A 19,616-nucleotide genomic window follows, 5' to 3' on the forward strand; every position below is an offset into this window, starting at 1 on the left:
TGAGACACTTATCGTCTCAAGTAAAGCAATTTTTCTATAAAGAACTCACTTCCACCAATTGTACCATAAAACACAATCAGTTACCTTTAATTCCCGAAGTAAATTCTAACTTTTGAACCCTCTTTTACTTTAGCTCCTGCTTCTGGTGATTGTTTAATTACTTTCCCACCATCACCACTTATATCAAGCTTCAAGTCTACAAGTTGCGTTTGTAAATCTTTCTTTTTCATACCAATTAAATTCGGAACTTCCACAGTTGGTGTATCGCCCCATTTATATTCTTTCTCAACTTGCTCTTTTCTCGGTTCCACTCCCATTACAGGAAGTGCGTCACGAAGAATATTCCCAACAATAGGTGCTGCTACAACTCCACCAAATTGAGTGACTCCTTTTGGATTATCCACTGCTACATAAACAACAATTTGCGGATCGTCAGCTGGAGCAAAACCGATAAATGATACAATATAGTTATTATCTAAATATTTTCCATCTTTCACCTTTTGAGCAGTTCCAGTTTTTCCACCTACACGATATCCATCAATATAAGCCCCTTTACCCGAACCTTTCGCTACAACATTCTCTAATGCGTAACGAACTTTCTCTGAAGTTTCCTTGGAAATAACTTCCCTTTTCGCAACAGGTGTCTTTTTGCTGACAACTTGATTATTCTTCGGATCAATAAATTCCTTCGCTATATATGGCTGATACAAAGTTCCACCATTTACAGCGGCTGCTACAGCTGCTACTTGTTGAATCGGTGTAACAGAAACACCTTGCCCAAATGAAGTCGTCGCTTGCTCGACTGGACCAACTTTATCTAAATTAAATAAAATCCCGCTACCTTCACCTTGTAAATCAATTCCGGTCTTCTGTCCAAACCCGAAATTGCGAATGTATTTAAACAATCGATCTTTACCAAGACGATCACCGAGTTCAATAAATCCTGGGTTACAAGAGTTTTGAACTACCTCTAAAAACGTTTGGCTACCATGGCCTCCAGCTTTCCAACACCGCAATCTAGCTCCACCAACTTCAGCTGCCCCATCATCATAAAATGTATCTTTCTCTAAGTCTACTAAATTTTCATTCAAGGCTGCAGCTAATGTAATAATCTTAAATGTTGACCCCGGCTCATACGTACTCCATACAGGTAAGTTTCTGTTATATACTTCCGGAGAAACACTTTGGAAATCTGCTGGATCAAAACTTGGTCGACTTGACATACCTAAAATTTCACCATTTTTCGGATTCATTGCAATTGCTATCATACCGTCAGGATTATACGTTGATTCCGCAATATTCATTTCTCTTTCCATAATCCTCGTAATGCGTGAATCAATTGTTAATCCTAAATTCAAACCGGCTTCTGGTTTTTTGAAATCATCTCCAACGTTAGGCATTCTCTGTCCTTTCGCGTCTGCAAAAAATCGCACATGACCTTTATCACCATTTAGCTCTTTATCATAATATTTCTCTAGTCCCATAAGCCCTTGATTATCACTGCCCGCAAATCCTAATACGTGTGATAAAAAATTACCGAATGGATAGTACCGGATAGAATCCTCTGCGATGTACACACCCTTTAAACTTAATCCGCGTACTTCTTTCGCTTTGTCATGCGATATTTTCCTTCCGCCTTTATCAAGCCTTACAATCGATTCTTTTTTTGTAATCCGCTTATAAACATCATCTTTTTCCACACCTAATACTGCAGCTAACTTCTCTGCAGTCTCTGCTGGTTTTTCAATTTGCCTCGGCACAACAAAGACGGTCGGTGCACTTTTATTCGTAGCAAGCTCCACACCATTTCGATCTAAAATTTTCCCTCGCTCTGGTTCAAAAGTAATATTACGACTCCATGAATCCTTCGCACGATCCGTTAACATATTTCCAAGAAAAAATTGCACATATCCAAGACGAATATCGATAATGGTAAAAATGAGTATACCCGATATAAGTATAAAAATAAGTCGTTTTCTAACTGTTACATTTGATACACGCATATTGGAACAAGCCTCCCTTACGCCTAGCTTGTTCCAATATATGCTTGTACTTATTTAATTAGAACTTCTTCCCTATTACCATTATGGCTTTTCTGCTTCTTGCTGCGGTTCAAGTGGTGGTACGAGTGTTACACCTAATTCTGTACCAGGTTGCAACAATGTCCCTTCCGCTACACTTTGCTCAGTTACATATCCTGTACCAGAAGGTTTTAAGTTAAGCTTTAATGTTTTTGCTAAATTCATAACATCACGCAGTGCCCATCCCTGTATATTTGGCATTGTAGGTTTATCTCCTACTAAGAAGACTCGATCACCCTTTAATGTTTGTTCAGTTGCTTTTGGCACTTGCTGCTGCACTTTACCTTCACCTAATACGATTGGACGAAGTTTTGCTTTATCAATTGCTTTTTTCGCTTCTTCCATCGTTTTTTCGGTTACATCTGGAACGACAGTTTGTTGTTCTTTCACATATTTTTTCGGGTCTTTTACTTCATTCGGCTTAATCTTTAAGTACTCTAAGCTATTTTTCGTTACATATTTAAAGATATCTGCTAAAGGTTTAGCCCCGTTTTCATCATCTTTTAATTTTGGTTGTTTAACGGACAGATACACAACAAGTTGCGGATCGTCCATCGGTGCCATACCTAAGAATGAGAATATATAATTCTCTCTTCCCGTCATATAGCCACCTTTCCCGTCAGGAATTTGTGCTGTACCTGTTTTCCCCCCGACTGAGTACCCATCAACTTTATATGCAGTTCCTGTTCCTTTCGGTGATGTAACAACACGTTCTAGTAATTGCCTTACTTGCGCTGCTGTATCTTTGGAAACAGGTTTTCCTACTTCTTCTGGCTTATGCTCTAGCTGTACTTTACCTGTTATTGGATCCACAATTTTATCAATTGTATAAGGTTTCATCATTTTCCCATCATTTGCAATCGCTGTTGCAGCTTGTACAAGTTGAATTGGTGTAACTGTAGAACCTTGTCCAAACGCTGTTGTTACTTGTTGTATTTGTTGATCAAATAAAATTGTATTTGACCCTTCACCAAGTAAATCAATGTTTGTTTTTTCATCTAATCCAAAATTATGAATATATTTCCGGAAACGATCTGGACCAAGCTTTTGATCACCTAAAATTGCAAACGCTACGTTTGAAGAGCGCTCTACCCCTTCGTCAAAAGTAATAGAACCCCATCCAGCGCCGCCGTTATGATCTTTTATTTTGCGATTACCTACTTGATATGTACCAGACTGATAAAAGTCTTGTCCCTTGTATACACCTTCATTAATGGCCGCTGCTAATGTGAAAATCTTCATTGTTGATCCTGGTTCAAATGCATTTGCAATGGCGTCGTTGAAGAAATATTTAATTTGACGATCATTAGGGTCATAACTAGGTTTACTAGACATCGCTAATATTTTCCCTGTCTTCGGATCCGCAACAATCCCTATTAAATTTTCTGGTTCATAATGTTTACTCGCTTCTTTCATTGCGTCTTCTAAATAACTTTGAATACGTTGGTCAAGCGTTAAATACACATTATCTCCATTTTTAGGTGCCTTTACATTCACTTTCCCACCGTCAAGAGATACTCCTTTACGGTCACCTGTATAAGCTACCTCACCATTAGAAGCACCTAAATATTTATCCAAACTCTTTTCTAAGCCAAATTGACCGACTGAGATTCCATTTTCATCAGGTTTCGCATGACCTATGACGTAAGATGCAAAATCACCGTTTGGATAAACTCGCGCATTTTCGGTAATAAAAGATATTCCCGGCAATTTCAATGCTTCTATTTGTTCTTTCTTTTCTTTCGTCAAGTCTTTACCCAATGTTCCAAATTCCACTTGACTTTTGCCTTCTTTATTTAAAGTAGCTAAAATTTTATCTTCATCTTTTCCGAGTACTCCTGCGATTTTCTTTGCAGTATCCTCTTTATCCTTAACGGCGTTAGCTCCTTTTAACTCGGCTACAAGTTTATAAGAATTTGCGTCTTGCGCTAGTACATGACCATTTTGATCATAAATTGTTCCTCGATTCGCTTCGAGAACTCCCTTTTTACTATGTTTCTGCTCAGCAAGTTTCTTCAAATCATGATTGTCCACTGTTCCTGTTGCTTGTATGTAAAAAAATCGGGCTAATAACAGCAAAAAGAGCAGGAGGAAAAATATCATAAAATAACCTGCTCCCTTATTGGTATGAAATTTGGTCATATTTCTCTTCATCTTTTCTTCACACCTATTTGCCTTACTTTAGGCCTTTCACATTATTCGCATTAATTTCTAGCCCGTGTTTTTTTGCAACTTCAGCGATACGTTCATAACGACTTAACTTCTCTACTTCAGCCTGCAATTCTTGATTTTCCTTTTGTTTTTTCACAATTTGTTCTTCTATCGTCGCTGCTTCTACATTAACTTGATATAGACCCGCTTTATTCCCAATAAAAGCTACACAAGCATATAATAAAAACCCAATAAACGTTACGTACAATAGCTTTTCAATTCTTGTAATTTTCGTTTTAACTTTTGGCTTAACCATCTGCTGTGGCGGCGCTTGAATTTGTACCTCTTCTTGCGCCTGTTGTTTATACTTTACAGCTAAATTAGTCATACCTCTCTCTCCTTTTTATCGTTTTTCAGCGATTCTCAACTTCGCAGAACGCGCTCGATTATTTTCTTCTAATTCAATGTCAGAAGGTAAAATCGGTTTCCTTGTAATAAGCTTTAATTTCGGCTTAAATTCATCCGGAATAATCGGTAGTCCCTGTGGTAATTGCGGCGTTGTGCTATTTCGCTTAAACGTCGTTTTACAAATACGATCTTCTAAGGAATGGAATGTTATAACACTAACTCTTCCACCAGGCTTGACCATATCAATTGCAGATTCCAACGCTTCTTCAAATACTTTTAATTCATCATTTACAGCAATACGAATCGCTTGAAATACTCGCTTCGCAGGATGTCCACCTGTTCTACGTGCCGGAGCTGGAATACCTTCTTTAATTAATTCCACTAATTCTCCTGTCGTTTCAATAGCCTTATTCTCGCGATAAGCTTCAATTTTCCTTGTTATTTGCTTTGAAAATTTTTCTTCTCCGTATTGGAAGAAAATTCTTACGAGTTGTTCATATGACCAGCTGTTCACAACATCATATGCTGTTAATGGGGCATCTTGATCCATCCGCATATCTAACGGTGCATCATGATGATAACTAAAGCCACGCTCTGGTGTATCTAATTGTGGGGATGAAACACCTAAATCGAATAAAATCCCGTCTACTTCTGTGATACCTAATTCATGTAGTTTTTCAGATAAATAACGGAAGTTGCTCTTCACTGTTACAAATTGTTCACCATAAGAAGAAAATTTTTCCTTCGCATTTTGAATCGCTATTTCATCTTGATCAAATGCTATTAACTTTCCACCATCTGTTAGCTGAGATAATAAATAAGAACTATGTCCTCCTCCACCCAGTGTACAATCTACATATGTACCACTCGGTTTTATATCTAAGCCATCTACTGTTTCTTTCAAAAGTACTGTTACGTGTTTGAACATTGCTGCACCTACTCTTTTTCCAATTAATTATGTTAAATACATTTCTCACTCTACAAACACAATTTACTACTAGAGGATGAAATGCTACTAAAGAACGACTCATTTAACTTCCAACAAGGTAGTACGCTATACAAATCGCTATTTTATTTTATTATATACTAAATTTTATCATTTTTTGCGGGAATTTAAACAAAAACCTGTCGAAAAAGATATTAATCCGTTTACATTTTGTGCTATTTTGTCATATATATATACCTGATACATAGCGATTCATTACATTAACATAAGATGGATAATTCAGAAATATTTCACTTCACAGTTAATTCAACAGAATAAAAATAAAATCCTGCTCAAAAGAGCAAGATTCTATAGTTTTATTACATGATGTTTTCCATCCCACGAAAAAGATTGTTCCATTACCCGGTCAACAAAATCAAGGCCGAACTGATTTAAATAGTAACACACATTCCACACACGTTCTTGCGGTGCTCCTAATGGACGAAGCGCGAATTGTAAACGGCGGAATTTATTCAGTTGAACCTCATGTTTCTTCTCAACATTTCTTTTCAACATTTTTTCTAACAGTTCAATTTGCTCATTAATTTTCAGTTCATTTTTCCCCGCAAACTCATTTAACCCTGGATCTATTTTTTTCACGAATTGTTGTAATGATGTATGAATATCCATTATTTCTTTTTTCGCTTCTATAAATCGCTCGTCTATCGGTTCCTCTATTTGATTAGAAAGCCAATTGTCACGCAGATTATCTATATTATTTAGAAATGGATCAATTTCTTGCAAATCTAAATCATATAAATCTGTCGCTATATCTCGCTCCATATAAGTAATTGTAAGCCGCGGAACAACAGGTGGCATTTGGAAACCTGCCGTATGAAACACTTGTTGCAATTCACTCCAATAAGCTAACTCCCCTGGACCGCCAATAAACGCTAACGTAGGAAACACATATTCTTGCATAAGAGGGCGCGTTACAACATTATTACTAAAACGTTCTGGACTTCTTTCCATCTCTTCCATCAATTCTTCATACGAAAATGAATGCACTCCATCTTTTCCAATAAACTTCCCTTGATTCTCTTCAAGCAATACTCGCTCATTATCAATTTCCATAAATATATGCACTGCATTTGTCTTCGTTTCAATAATCGGTTTAAATCCTAATTCCTTAAGTACTTCCTGTTGATTACGAAGCCCTACTTGAATTTCTTTATATTTACTTATAATTTGTTGTAAAAACGGCACTTCTAATTTTCTTAATGCAGGATGATGTGAATCTACAAGAATTAAACCAGAATTTGCGAACATTTTCGTAATAAGGTGCGCAAAGAAATCTACATATGTATGCGATTTACCTAAAGCATCATCAACAAATTGTAATACATCCTTTGTAAAATTCGTTTCCGGATATGTTTTAAAAATCTCTTCGACCCATTTTCTACAGTCTTCAATAGAAAACTCAGACTCAGAAGCACTCGCCTTTTTCGGATAACGATCATGAAAAATGGTCTTTTTTATTTTTTTATTTTTCGTTACAAATGTATGATTAATTTCATCCATATCATGGTCTTCACCAGCAATCCAAAAGACAGGAACAACCCGAACCCCTAAGCTCTCTTCTTTTTCTTTTGCAAGCTGTAAAATTGAAATGATCTTATGAACTGTATAAAGCGGACCAGTTAATAACCCAGCTTGTTGTCCAGCTATAACTACATATGTATTTTCATCTTCAAGCGCTTTTATATTTTGAATTGTAAATTCTCCCGCTTGCAATTGTGTATTATATTCTAATAAATGCGTTACTAAATCTTGACGGAAAAACTCTCTCTCACGTAAATCATGTAAACGCTGTTTAAAAGCATCCTCTGTTAACAGATAATCAAAACATGACTGTATCTCTTTTTTACCGTTCATATAGTCCGCTACAACACCTTGTAGTGGAACAGAGATTTCTTTTATCTCCATATAATTCTTCCTTTCGTATCCTGTTCTCTCACCAACCCACATTGTATTCAATGTTTCACGTAAAAGCAAAGAAAAACACTTATAATTCCATTCCTTTTATTGCATTGAACAAAAATTGAAGTGTCGGAACAGATTGTTGTTGTTCCTTAGCTTCTTCTAATACATATCCAACAATCGCATTAACTTCCGTTTGTCTATTCGCTCTTACGTCCGCTAACATAGATGAAGTATTATGGGATGTTTTTTCACATACTTGGCATACCATTTTCCATAGCATTTCCTTATCTTCTTCTTTAACAAGAAATGCAACTTCCTGAAATACTTGCTCCATCATTTGATAAAAAAGTGGGTTTGAAATTAACTCCCCGTTCTCAACCCGCAATAATGCCGTCAACGGATTAATACATACATTGACTACTAATTTATTACGCATAATCCCCTTCCAATCATCTTCTATCTGAATCGGAAAATAATCAAAAGGAAAACAATTAAATACCTTTTTAAAACAACTAGATTGACCACGCACTACACCAAACTTTGTAATACCTATTCCAGTATGACGAACTGTATGTCCATCCTCTTTTTTTGCACCATGCTCCACAATCCCGACTGCTATACGTTCATTTCCTATTTTTTGCATAACGTGAAGATGTGACATTCCATTTTGCAAAAAGATTAATGACGATTCTCCCTGCACAAAAGGTAATATATCAGTTACATGATATTGCTTTACAGCAATAAATATATAATCTAACTGTTTATCCAGCATACTTTCTATCGGTAAAATAGATGGAAATACCGTTTCACGTTCTCCATTCCTAATACAAGTTACACCCGTTAAGTTTAATTCTTCTGCTTGCTTATCGTTTCTTGTAAACAACGTAACATCTTGATTACTTTTTTGTAAATAAAATGTATATAGGAGACCAATAGCTCCCGGTCCAACAATTCCAATTTTCATCTTCACACAAAGAACTCATATTAACAAGTGATATAAGTTCCCTTGCCTTTCCCCCTTTATATCTTATTAAATTACAATTACATAGTTGAGGATTCAATTACCTTTTAACAAATGCAACCTCTTCTTTCACTACGTATATACTACCTATATACATAGTTCTATTCTTAGTTTAGCAAATCCTCAAAAAAATAATGAAAGAAATATTCTATCTTCTTCATAAAAATTTAAAAATGAGTTATAATATTATTATAAATATTTTAACTTTTCTGCATTCAACAAGATAAGAAAAGGACGTGATGTAATGGGATTCCCAAAAGTTGAACGCTTGCTCATCAATTATAAAACATTAGATGAATTTAAAAAATTTAAAGGGTGCGGAGCTCAAGAACTATCCATGTTGGAAGAATTACAAGCAAACATTATTGAAAATGATAGTGAGTCTCCATTTTACGGTATTTATTATGGTGGATCGCTAATCGCACGTATGAGTCTATATATGAAAAGGAACGGCGGAGAACCATTTGAAATTACAGGTACTTACCTAGAACTTTATAAACTTGAAGTATTGCCGACTTTTCAAAAACAAGGATTCGGACAAATGCTTGTTAATTATGCGAAACAACTACAATTCCCAATTAAAACGATAGCACGTATCCAGTCATCTGGTTTTTGGGATAAATTAAGTTTCCAGCCAGTATCAGTAACTGATGGTGATTTTTATATTTGGCATCCAGAAACAAATTCGAATGCGATTACAAACGAAGAATCTGCATAAGAAACAAAAAAAACAGCTGTTACGCAGCTGTTTTTATTTCTTTAATTTTTCTAATTCTCCATTCGAGCGAGCGCCATTTCTTTCCGCTACCATTACACTTCTTTTTTGATCGATATAATCAAGTAATGTTCTATATTCTTCCTCATATACTGATAATCGCTCCAGAAGATGTTCTTTCTCTGTTTGCAACGATTCAATTTGTTGTTGCAAAACCATTAAAGAGCTTTCATCTTTATAATTTCGCAAAAATTCAATAACATCATTCAATGTAATTGATGTAGGCTCTAATACCTTTGTCTCTTTCACTTCATAATTTTCTACTTTACGAAGTTGCTTTGCTTCTTCAATACGTTCTTTGTATTGCTTTCTAACATAAGAATTCCACCTAAATCCACATGCTGCTGGTGTGCGAGACAAATGTCTCCCCACTTCTTTAAAGGCAGAAAGTTGCGTTCCACCTTCTTGAATATGCCGGAGTACTACTTCTGCCAGAAGCAAATCTTCATCATCAGTCCAAGCATCTTGTCTTGTTGTCGCCATCTCTCTAGTCCTCCCTATGCATTTTTTATTAAGCATATGCAGTTACTAGAAAAGATAGAATACAACAAATAAAGAATAAGACAAAAAAATAAACGTAGAAGATATCTTCTACGTTTATTTTCCCGCAATTACTTGCTGATTACTTCTTTACCTTTGTAAGTACCGCATGCTTTACATACACGGTGAGCTAATTTCGCTTCACCACAGCTTGGGCACTCTACCATACCAGGTACTGATAATTTGAAATGCGTACGACGCTTTCTTTTTACTGTTTTAGAAGTTCTTCTAAAAGGTACAGCCATTCTTCCCACCTCCTTAAAAGAAATAGTTATTTTCATATGAAGGCCTAAACCAGTCTTCCGATTATTTGTCAAAAAACTTTGCAAGTCCTGCTAATCGTGGATCAACAGTCTTTTCTTTGTTTTCTTCCGAAATCACTTGCCAGTCTTGACCTTGCATCGGTGCTCCACCAGAAACATCATCACTGAAAATTTGCATTGGAATCTCCAAAAGTATATTTTCCTTGATTACGGGCAGTAAGTCAAGTACTTCTCCTTCTAAACAATGAATTTCAGCTTCTGTTTCAAATTCTTCTTCCGAAGTTTGGAACACCTCAGTTGTTTTAATGTCAAATGGTAATGTCACATCTACTAAAGAGCGAGAACATGGTAAAACCATGCTTCCAGTTATATGTAGATGAAACGTAAACTTACCGGAGCCAAAATCAACTCTTCCTGTTACATGAGCAGGATTAATTTCACGAATATCTTTCTCGACCTCTTTTAGCTCACTTACATCTACCATTTCATTTAATGTCAATCCTTTATTTCTCAATTTATTCAATTGATGGATGGACCATTTCATATCATATCACCTCAAGGCAACAAACAAAATTATAGCTAGCCATTTTATATTTGTCAATGTTTTTTCTTTACACTATAATGAAGTCATCATAGGAAATAATATATAGACTATCACGTTTTCCAAAAAGATGCTACATCGAAAGGAGAGATTACCATAAAATCCAGTGGTATTGTTGTTGAATATAACCCTTTTCATAACGGTCATGCTTATCATGTGCAACAAACAAAAAAGTTAACACAGTCTGATATTATTATCGCCGTTATGAGTGGTCCTTTTTTGCAGCGTGGTGAGCCCGCACTCATCTCCAAATGGTATCGTACCAAAATGGCCTTAACAAACGGCGTAGACCTCGTTGTAGAGCTTCCATATGCATTCGCAACACAAAAGGCCGAAACTTTCGCAAATGGCGCAATTTCGATTTTAAACGCCCTTGGTGTTTCTGAAATTTGTTTCGGTAGTGAAGATGGACAAGCTGAAAATTTCTACAATACCATCGCTATACAAAAAAATGAAGAAGAGACTTTTAATCGTCTTGTGAAGCAATTTATGAATGCAGGTAATAGTTATGCGAAAGCTACATCTGAAGCCTTTCTACACATCTTACCACCCGAAAAAAACGTAGATATGTCACAACCAAATAACATTTTAGGCTTACAGTACATTAAAGCAATTCTCTTACAAAACAGTTCGATGCAAGCACAAACTATAAAAAGATTCGCCTCTCATTATCATGATGAAACATTTCACGATCAACATATTGCAAGTGCAACAAGTATTCGCAAACAGCTATTTAATGAAAACAGTTCCTCTACAACTATTGAGCCTTTTATCCCGAAAATGACTGCTTCTCTTTTAGAAAACTACAAGCAAAACTACGGGACGTTACATAACTGGGAAAAATACTTTTCATTTTTTAAATACAAACTTATGACGATGTCTTCAGAGGACTTACAACATATATATGAAATCGAAGAAGGTTTAGAGCATCGTATTTTATCAAAAATACAAAACAGTTCATCTTTCTATTCATTCATGGAAGCATTAAAAACAAAACGTTATACATGGACTAGATTGCAAAGAGCTTGTACACATATTTTAACAAATACAACGAAGGAAGAAATACACAAAGCAAATATAGAGCAACATGCGCCGTATATCCGTCTTCTCGGAATGTCACAAAAAGGACAAACTTATCTTTCTAGAAATAAGAAAAAAATAGAACTCCCAATCCTTACTCATACAAAAACATTCGAACATCCAACTTTAGACATAGAACGAAAATCAAATGCTGTATATTTCTCCATAATGCAAGAACCTTTGCGGACACAACTGCTAAAACAAGACGCAACGCATCATCCAATTCGTTATGATGAAATAACGAAAAAATTCCTATAAGAAAAACCTCTCTTCTTCAGAGAGGTTTACTTTGTTTTACCCATTTTTTCCAAATAAGTTAATGCATCATCCAGTGTGTCCACTGGCACAATTTTCATCTTCGTTTTAATATCTTTCGCAGCTTCAAGAGCATCTTTATAATTCGATTTCTCTACACCTTTTTCATTTGGCGCAAAAAACACTTCAGCTCCCGCATCACTAGCAGCTACTACTTTTTGCTGAATACCACCAATTGGACCAATTTCTCCTTTATCATTGATTGTACCTGTTCCAGCTATTTCATGTCCGTTTGTTAAATCTTCTTCAACGAGCTGATTATAAATTTCTAGTGTAAACATTAACCCCGCTGATGGACCGCCGATTTCATGGGAATCGATTTTCACTTTCGGGTCTACTACTAACTCTCTTTCCGTAACGATAGAGACCCCTATACCGACGCGTCCATTCCCATTAGGGATCGTCTTTACATTTAAATTTTCTTTAAACTGTTTTCCGCCCCGCTTGTATTCAATATTTACTGTGTCCCCTTCTTTTTTCCCTGTCATATACTCAATAAATTGTTCCGTCTTGTCGAATATTTTTCCATCGACAGCTATAATAACATCTCCAAGCTTAAGCTTTCCCTCTGACGGCATACCCTTTGCTACACCAGCAACTAGTACACCTTTATTTTCAAAAGAAACAGAGCGATTTGCACGTTTATAAGCATTATAGATTGCTGCATTTTGCGAATCTTTCATTGCATAATTTTGGCGAAATTGATATTCTTCATCACTCTCGCCTTTTTGCAATATTTCTTCCGCCTTCGAAACGTGTGTATATTTATTAAATTGCGCGGCTATTAAGTTCACCACATTAGCAGGTCCCATTGAGACAGTGACAAGCATGAAATCACCAGACTCTTTAGTTCCACCGTCAACTTGCACGTACGGCGCTAATTTCGCGGCCATACCTGGTTTTGTCACATAATACGGCAAGCGCACATAAACAAGTAGCATCGCCAATATAACCCCTATTAAAATTGCATATATAAACCGAAAACGCTTAAACATTATGTTTCTCCTTCCACTGCTCAATTAGTAAATAAATGTTTGAAATATGTTGTTCCGCTTCCACTTCTCCGACCCTAATAATGTCTTCAATATGTGTAAAAGCACGCGAACTAAATTGTTCCACTGCTGGCCGCATCATTAAATCTGATGCTATTTGCCGATTCATCACAAGTTCATGTTGCATAATTTCAATACTTTGCATAATTACATCATAAATCGATGTAACCTCTCCATTCACCTTAATTGGAGATACATCAACAGCAATAACAATATCAGCACCTAAATCTTTTACAACCGATACGGGAATACGGTCAATTACCCCTCCATCCACTAATAAGCGGCCATCTATTTTTTCTGGAACAAACACCCCTGGTACAGATATACTAGCTCGAACCGCCTCCGCAATCGGACCACTTGTAAAAACAACTTTCTCCCCCTTCAAAATGTCAGTAGCCACAACAGCTGTCGGGATATCTAACTCTTCTAAATTTTTATTATATGTAAACATTTTAATCATATCTTTAATACGTTTTCCAGCAATAAATCCCATTTTAGGAACTGTAAAATCCAAATAATATTTCCTTTTGAAAACAGCTGCCAATCTATACAGTCTTTCAACGTCACAACTCGCTGCATAAAATGTACCAATTAACGCTCCTATACTACTACCTGCTATCATGTGAATAGGGATGCCAGCTTCCCTTAACACTTTTATTACCCCTATGTGAGCAAAACCTTTTGCACCTCCGGATCCAAGCGCTAAACCGATTTTTGGTTCCTTCATTTTTCTCACCCTTTAATTTTTTTCATTCCTTTTTCATACTTATGGTCTAAATTCACCACATATCCACGTATACTGAAATGAACGTTTTTGGGACAAAGGGGGATTTTCTTACATGTACGAAAAATGGAAAACTGCTTTTCTTACCATATCAATGTTGTTTTTAACCTTTTCTCTTGTACTTCACCCCCAAGATGCTTTGCAAGCTTCAATTCGCGGGTTAAATATATGGTGGGAAGTTGTATTCCCTTCACTACTACCGTTTTTCATCATTGCGGAACTTCTAATCAGTATTGGTATTGTAAAATTTATCGGTGTTATATTAGAACCACTAATGCGTCCACTGTTTCGTGTTCCAGGGGTAGGCGGATTTGTTTGGGCAATGGGAATGGCTTCAGGATTCCCCGCTGGCGCCAAATTAAGCGCTAGACTACGCAAGAGCAATCAACTAACACAAATTGAAGCGGAACGACTCGTATCTTTCACAAATTCTTCTAATCCACTTTTTATTTTCGGAGCGGTTTCTATTGGTTTTTTCAATAATCCGAAATTAGGACTCGTATTAGCAGCAGCACATTATATAAGTAACCTTATCGTCGGATTACTTATGCGCTTTTATGGTAATAACGATACTTACATAAAAGACAAACATACGAATCAAAAGCGTGCCTTTCAAAACCCTTTTTCCATCCTCCACCAAACACGTATGCAAGAAAAAAGACCAATCGGAAAACTACTCGGTGACGCTATCGTTTCTTCTATTCAAACATTGCTCATGATTGGTGGGTTTATTATTTTATTCTCTGTTTTAAATAAAATGATTACTGTTTTCAAAATTACAGAAGCGCTTTCTTTTATTATGCAACATATTTTATCATTCTTCCAACTTACATCCCAATTTAGTATTCCGATATTATCCGGTATTTTTGAAATGACGCTCGGAAGCCAAATGATTAGTCAAATTAATGAATCAACACTTCTTCAACAAGCGATGGTAACAAGCTTCATTTTAGCATTTAGCGGTCTTTCTATTCAGGCACAAGTAGCAAGCATATTAGCGGAGACAGATATCCGCTTTAAACCATATTTTTTAGCTCGAATTATCCAAAGTATTCTCGCTCCTATTTTCACTTTTATATTTTGGGGACCATTTTATGAAAAAGTTCATTCTTTCTCGCCTACGCAAGAAGATCTTCCCGTATTTTTATTGAATCATTCTTATACACTAACTGATATTTGGACATCATTTATACACTACGGACCAATCTTCACCTTATTTTGTTTATATTTGTATGTCATTTTATTATTTTTACGCATTCATAAAGAAAAACCCCGTTCACTTTAACGGGGTTTTAAACTTTTCTTTTAAAGCACGCTCTACAATCGGAGGAACAAGGTCTACTACACTCCCACCATATCTCGCAACTTCTTTCACAATACTTGAACTTAAAAATGAATATTGATTATTTGTCATAATGAAGAAGGTTTCGATACTTTCGTCTAGTTTTCGATTCATTGAAGTAATTTGCATCTCATATTCAAAATCAGAAACTGCTCGTAAACCACGTAATATTGCATTTGCATTACGCATTTTTGCATATTCCACCAATAATCCACTATGTGAATCAACTTTTACATTCGGAATATCCTTTGTCGCCTCTCGAATTAACTCTAGGCGTTCTTCTACCGAAAAGAATGGTTTTTTTGATGAATTGTTTAAAACAACTACATATACTTCATCAAATACTTTTGCTCCCCTTTTAATAATATCCAAATGTCCAAGGGTAATTGGATCAAAACTCCCTGAAGAAATAGCTATACTTGTCATTCTGTCCCCTCACCTTCATACTTATAAATCGAAATTGCTGTAATCCCGTAGTTTTCTGCCCGTACTTTTACAAGTTCTCCTATAGAATCAGGTAAAACCACGTCATCCCCATGCTCTGCCATAATGATGCCATCTTTATTTAACAATCCATGTTGATCCATTACACTAACTAAAGACACAATTTTTTGAGCTTTATATGGAGGGTCTATTAGTATAAGATCGAATGATATTTCACGCTTTATAAGCGCCTTTACCGCACGCTCTGCATCATTTCGGTACACTTCAGCTTGTTCTTGTAGTCTACAGCTTTCTAAATTTTGATGAATGACTTTTATCGCTTTACTATCTCGGTCAACAAAAATCGCTTTATCAATCCCTCTACTTATGGCCTCAATTCCAAGACCACCGCTACCACCAAATAAATCAAGAGCGATACCACCATCATAATAAGGACCTATCATATTAAAAATAGATTCTTTCACTTTATCTGTCGTTGGACGCGTTGTATTACCAGGTACCGCTTTAAGTGGGTGCCCTTTACATTTTCCTGAAACTACTCTCATCTGTTGTCACTACCTTTATTTCAATCTATAGAGCGATTACAGCAAATTCATTTCAATTCGGTAACCGCTACCGATTCATACTATTTCATACATTTTTTCATTAATCTGTTATTTAACTAATTGAAAACCTCAGTTAAAATAATCGCTCGCTATTTCTTTCATATCCATTTCACTATTTGCAAGCAACAACCCTCTATGTACATCAGTTCCACTTTACCTTTTTTATCCTATCATAAAATAAAAAAAAGAAAAATAAAAAGCCTAACATAAATTTTAATTTCATTATGTATATCTTCATTTTAGATTGGACATAAATAAATATAACAACATCATTTTCGATGTTGTTGCCAACCGCGGAGAAGACTTACGTTTCCCCATAAGTTCTTCCTCCGGTTTCTCCTCTCCCTTTGCCTTCTTACTAGTAGTACATACTAGTATTAGAAGGGCCCTGCTTTGCAGGGTTTTTTTATTTGTCTACTTTTCATTTAAAAAGTGAGGTGGTACAGTAAAAGAAAGAGGAGGAAAAAATATGATTCAACGCTTTATAGAACTCGGAGAAGGCTACTCTGACTTATATGAATTACTTGAAATTGCCAAAACAAACCAAGAACGTGTAACACATATGTTACAATTCGAAACTGTAAAAAACGAAAAAAAAGTGTGTTCACTTGTTGTAATACTAAAACCGACAACTACTGGTGATTTCCAACCATTATACATATGTCGTGAAGGCATTCCTGTACTTGAAAATAAAAAAAGTAAACGTGTCGTTTTATTTGAAGAAATGGCGGAACAAATAGGGAAAAAAGTTACTCCCTTTACTGTAAAACCATCAACAACTTTCCCTGAAAAAGAACTATTTTTTAATCATCTAATCGGTATTTTACGAATGAACAATTTCATTCCTCCAATGAAATAACACGTTATTTCAAGTAAAAAAATCCCCTGCTAAATTTAGCAGGGGATTTTTTTACTTAGCTATAATCGTATTCTTTTGCCCGATCAGGACGCGAATTTTCGAATTCCGTTTTTAAAAATGGGCGATACGACTGTTCTACTTTTTTTACAAAAGGAAGTTTATTCAATTTTTGCATCATATGCTCAATTTGTTCCATATCACAATATACAACGGCATATTTCAAACGTTTTGATATGTAATGAATGTTACCATATTTCCTTAAAATCTTGGCATGTTTCAATGAATGTAAATAAACAATCATACTTTGTCGTTGCCCGAACATAATCTTCTCCATCTTCTCCTTTTAAAAACTTATATTCTTATATTTTATGAAAACCAATCATAAATTTATGACATTAAAGAACAAACTCTGTATACGTTTTCTTCTATATTCTAAAAAACGGGGTAAATTACCCCGTTTTTTTACAACCACAACCGCCTCCGGTACCACAACCACCGCCACAGCCACCCGCATCAAAAAACGGATTTCCTGTTGGAACTTTAACGGAAGAAGATACCTCAGAACCAATTGCTACACTAACTTCATCTAATAACTTCTGTAAAGCTGTTTCTGCTCTTTTAAAAGTTGCAACCTTATCATGCATATCTACAGAACGCTTTAATTCCCTCATTTTCGTCGAAACGAAAGTATAATCAGGATGATATTTACCAAAGCGTTGCACTTCTTCGTATCGCTCTTTCATCGCTGTAAATTGCTGAATTAGCGTCTGGACTTCTATATCTTCTTGTAAATCCTTATAATACTTACGGTAATCTTCTGCTATATCTGAACAGATGATCGCTTTTGCAAGCTGCTCTGCCTTATCTAAAATCAATACGCTTTCCAGCGTCGCTACAATCATGAGAGACACCTCCGAGTATTCATCATAACACATTTGGAACAGAACTACTAATTGAAGTGTCTCACCTAAAAGAAAGATATGATTCTAATTACTTTTCATACAATCTCCTTGCACTCTTATACACTAATATGCTCCGCAATATTATATTTAAGAACATCCCATTTCCCGCTATTCTCTTTCACGTAGCTAATACATGCGTTTTTTAACGGCGTTTTAAATGTAATTTCATTTGGTGCAATTGCGTGTAAAATAGCTTTTATTGCATGTGAATGCGCAACAATGATAATACGTTTATCTCCATGTGCTGCTGCAACCTGTTGTAAAGCCGTAAAACAGCGCTCTACGATTTCTTCATCCTGTTCCATTCCTTCTACATTACCTTCTGTAATTAACTCTCTAACGGCCGCAACTGGTTTCCCAGAAGCTTCCCCAAAATTACGTTCCATAAATCGCTCATCTAATAAAATAGATGGTAATCCAATAGCCCCAGCAATTTCCTTAGCTGTTTCTTGCGCTCTAATTAACGGGCTACTTATAATTATATCCCACGATTCCGCTTGCAAGGCAGCTGCACTTTGACTCGCTTGCTTCTTCCCAACTTCATTGAGTGGAATATCTTCGCGCCCTTGAATAATCTCTTGAAAGTTCCAATCAGTTTGTCCATGTCGTACTAAACAAATTTCCGTCATGCTGCAACTCCTTTTTTAAATAATCCGATTCTATTGTAACAAAAGTTTTGCATAACGGACATAGTTTTCCCTTCCAATTACGTCGTATTTTGCTGCTTCATATACTGGAACATATCAATCATAATTGAAGCAACGGCCAATTGATTTTGAAATTTTTCCACTTTATCTGGTATCGTTTTTTTGAAATGCTGCATGGCAGCTAACTCAAAAGCTTCTTTTTCTTCTGGGTTACGCGTCAATTTCCGGTACCAGTATGGCTGTTCCCGAATATAGCGAGCTAAATCCTCATCAGCTTTTATAAACTCCATAAGCTCTGCTCTCATTCTCTTTCCCCCTAATCCTTTTGAAAGAAAAAAGGATTATTTTCAGAAGTACTTTGTTCTTGCTGCGCACGGTTTCCTTGAAATTGTTGAATAACTTGTTGCACGCTACCAATCGCACTCGTTACATTTGCTAAATGATGTTGCATTTGTTCTACGTCTAGCTTTTTAAAGAAAGAAAGCATTTGCCCCATCACATCAGCAGTTTTTTCCTCTTCTGTTCGATTTTCTTTTTCTTCTTTATTTTCTTTTACCGAAGAAAAAGCAGGTGCTCCATCAGGTCTATATGCTGTCCATATTTGATCTTCTTCACCAAGTAAGTACCATTCTTCATAAAATTGCTGCCAAGTTTTTTGACCACCTCTAACCTCATGAACCATTTTAGGGTGATGGTTTACAAACTCTTTAAACTGTTGAACCGATGGATGTAACGGCCCTTTTGTTGTTGGCATAATCCTCACCTCTTCATGTATATC

Annotated in this window: 22 protein-coding genes; 4 read left to right on the forward strand and 18 right to left on the reverse strand. The window is 36.0% G+C overall.

Annotated features, from left to right (window positions below; all coding sequences use genetic code 11):
* Window positions 1-86: 86 nt before the first annotated feature.
* From JFT95_RS17175 to panE, 6 genes are all read right to left on the reverse strand, one after another.
* The gene (locus tag JFT95_RS17175; RefSeq protein ID WP_002014741.1) at window positions 87-2,003 is read right to left on the reverse strand and encodes a stage V sporulation protein D; all 1,917 of its coding nucleotides are present in this window, start codon (window positions 2,001-2,003) and stop codon (window positions 87-89) included.
* Between the two features lie 81 nt (window positions 2,004-2,084).
* A complete protein-coding gene (locus JFT95_RS17180; protein WP_483862086.1) occupies window positions 2,085-4,235 on the reverse strand; it encodes a penicillin-binding protein in 2,151 nt (716 codons plus the stop codon).
* Between the two features lie 22 nt (window positions 4,236-4,257).
* Window positions 4,258-4,620, reverse strand: coding sequence for a cell division protein FtsL (gene ftsL / locus JFT95_RS17185; RefSeq protein WP_002014745.1), 363 nt, complete (start codon window positions 4,618-4,620; stop codon window positions 4,258-4,260).
* Between the two features lie 15 nt (window positions 4,621-4,635).
* On the reverse strand, window positions 4,636-5,568 hold the full coding sequence (gene rsmH / locus JFT95_RS17190) for a 16S rRNA (cytosine(1402)-N(4))-methyltransferase RsmH (protein ID WP_002014746.1): 933 nt from the start codon (window positions 5,566-5,568) through the stop codon (window positions 4,636-4,638).
* 366 nt (window positions 5,569-5,934) lie between these two features.
* Window positions 5,935-7,551, reverse strand: a complete 1,617-nt coding sequence (gene bshC, locus JFT95_RS17195) for a bacillithiol biosynthesis cysteine-adding enzyme BshC (protein WP_002128861.1) — start codon at window positions 7,549-7,551, stop codon at window positions 5,935-5,937.
* 79 nt (window positions 7,552-7,630) lie between these two features.
* Window positions 7,631-8,518, reverse strand: coding sequence for a 2-dehydropantoate 2-reductase (panE, locus tag JFT95_RS17200; RefSeq protein ID WP_133059843.1), 888 nt, complete (start codon window positions 8,516-8,518; stop codon window positions 7,631-7,633).
* A 295-nt stretch (window positions 8,519-8,813) separates the two neighbouring features.
* Here panE and JFT95_RS17205 point away from each other — a divergent pair, with 295 nt between their 5' ends.
* A complete protein-coding gene (locus tag JFT95_RS17205) occupies window positions 8,814-9,287 on the forward strand; it encodes an N-acetyltransferase (RefSeq protein ID WP_002014751.1) in 474 nt (157 codons plus the stop codon).
* Window positions 9,288-9,320: 33 nt separating this feature from the next.
* Here the strand turns inward: JFT95_RS17205 and JFT95_RS17210 are convergent, their stop codons facing one another.
* The 3 genes from JFT95_RS17210 to JFT95_RS17220 form a co-directional block, all read right to left on the reverse strand.
* Window positions 9,321-9,827, reverse strand: a complete 507-nt coding sequence (locus tag JFT95_RS17210; protein ID WP_061674434.1) for an RsfA family transcriptional regulator — start codon at window positions 9,825-9,827, stop codon at window positions 9,321-9,323.
* Window positions 9,828-9,955: 128 nt separating this feature from the next.
* Window positions 9,956-10,129: a 50S ribosomal protein L32 gene (gene rpmF, locus JFT95_RS17215; RefSeq protein ID WP_001984764.1), complete on the reverse strand. Its 174-nt coding sequence runs from the start codon at window positions 10,127-10,129 to the stop codon at window positions 9,956-9,958.
* Between the two features lie 61 nt (window positions 10,130-10,190).
* Window positions 10,191-10,691, reverse strand: a complete 501-nt coding sequence (locus tag JFT95_RS17220) for a YceD family protein (RefSeq protein ID WP_002014753.1) — start codon at window positions 10,689-10,691, stop codon at window positions 10,191-10,193.
* Between the two features lie 153 nt (window positions 10,692-10,844).
* Here JFT95_RS17220 and JFT95_RS17225 point away from each other — a divergent pair, with 153 nt between their 5' ends.
* On the forward strand, window positions 10,845-12,086 hold the full coding sequence (locus JFT95_RS17225; protein ID WP_201053672.1) for a nucleotidyltransferase: 1,242 nt from the start codon (window positions 10,845-10,847) through the stop codon (window positions 12,084-12,086).
* A gap of 26 nt (window positions 12,087-12,112) precedes the next feature.
* On the opposite strand, the gene JFT95_RS17230 is transcribed toward JFT95_RS17225, so the two are convergent.
* Window positions 12,113-13,138 carry a SepM family pheromone-processing serine protease gene (locus JFT95_RS17230; protein WP_002088283.1) on the reverse strand — a complete coding sequence of 342 codons (1,026 nt, stop codon included), beginning with the start codon at window positions 13,136-13,138 and terminating at the stop codon, window positions 12,113-12,115.
* Complete coding sequence (locus JFT95_RS17235) at window positions 13,131-13,922, reverse strand: patatin-like phospholipase family protein (RefSeq protein WP_002138096.1); 792 nt, start codon at window positions 13,920-13,922, stop codon at window positions 13,131-13,133. The genes JFT95_RS17230 and JFT95_RS17235 overlap by 8 nt, the downstream gene beginning before the upstream one ends.
* Before the next feature lie 112 nt (window positions 13,923-14,034).
* On the opposite strand from JFT95_RS17235, the gene ylbJ reads away from it, so the two are divergent.
* Window positions 14,035-15,264: a sporulation integral membrane protein YlbJ gene (gene ylbJ, locus JFT95_RS17240; RefSeq protein ID WP_012261614.1), complete on the forward strand. Its 1,230-nt coding sequence runs from the start codon at window positions 14,035-14,037 to the stop codon at window positions 15,262-15,264.
* Here ylbJ and coaD read toward each other — a convergent pair.
* Together coaD and rsmD are read right to left on the reverse strand one after the other, a co-directional pair.
* A complete protein-coding gene (coaD, locus tag JFT95_RS17245) occupies window positions 15,256-15,747 on the reverse strand; it encodes a pantetheine-phosphate adenylyltransferase (RefSeq protein WP_002142952.1) in 492 nt (163 codons plus the stop codon). The genes ylbJ and coaD overlap by 9 nt on opposite strands.
* Entirely contained in the window at window positions 15,744-16,310 is a 567-nt protein-coding gene (gene rsmD / locus JFT95_RS17250) for a 16S rRNA (guanine(966)-N(2))-methyltransferase RsmD (protein ID WP_001266992.1), read from the reverse strand. Before rsmD ends, coaD begins: the two co-directional genes overlap by 4 nt.
* A 529-nt stretch (window positions 16,311-16,839) precedes the next feature.
* Here rsmD and JFT95_RS17255 point away from each other — a divergent pair.
* On the forward strand, window positions 16,840-17,229 hold the full coding sequence (locus tag JFT95_RS17255) for a DUF7147 family protein (protein WP_002014762.1): 390 nt from the start codon (window positions 16,840-16,842) through the stop codon (window positions 17,227-17,229).
* 55 nt (window positions 17,230-17,284) lie between these two features.
* Here JFT95_RS17255 and JFT95_RS17260 read toward each other — a convergent pair whose 3' ends face one another.
* The 5 genes from JFT95_RS17260 to ylbD all read right to left on the reverse strand — a co-directional run bounded on the left by JFT95_RS17260 (window position 17,285) and on the right by ylbD (window position 19,592).
* Entirely contained in the window at window positions 17,285-17,551 is a 267-nt protein-coding gene (locus tag JFT95_RS17260; protein WP_002088292.1) for a YlbG family protein, read from the reverse strand.
* Between the two features lie 127 nt (window positions 17,552-17,678).
* Window positions 17,679-18,131, reverse strand: coding sequence for a YlbF/YmcA family competence regulator (locus tag JFT95_RS17265; RefSeq protein ID WP_002014765.1), 453 nt, complete (start codon window positions 18,129-18,131; stop codon window positions 17,679-17,681).
* 116 nt (window positions 18,132-18,247) lie between these two features.
* Window positions 18,248-18,820 carry a histidine phosphatase family protein gene (locus JFT95_RS17270; protein ID WP_002014767.1) on the reverse strand — a complete coding sequence of 191 codons (573 nt, stop codon included), beginning with the start codon at window positions 18,818-18,820 and terminating at the stop codon, window positions 18,248-18,250.
* A gap of 77 nt (window positions 18,821-18,897) precedes the next feature.
* A complete protein-coding gene (locus JFT95_RS17275; protein WP_002014770.1) occupies window positions 18,898-19,143 on the reverse strand; it encodes a YlbE-like family protein in 246 nt (81 codons plus the stop codon).
* 11 nt (window positions 19,144-19,154) lie between these two features.
* Window positions 19,155-19,592: a YlbD family protein gene (gene ylbD, locus JFT95_RS17280; RefSeq protein ID WP_002014771.1), complete on the reverse strand. Its 438-nt coding sequence runs from the start codon at window positions 19,590-19,592 to the stop codon at window positions 19,155-19,157.
* Window positions 19,593-19,616: the final 24 nt, after the last annotated feature.

Source organism: Bacillus sp. TH17, from assembly GCF_016651125.1.
Classification (GTDB): domain Bacteria; phylum Bacillota; class Bacilli; order Bacillales; family Bacillaceae_G; genus Bacillus_A; species Bacillus_A mycoides.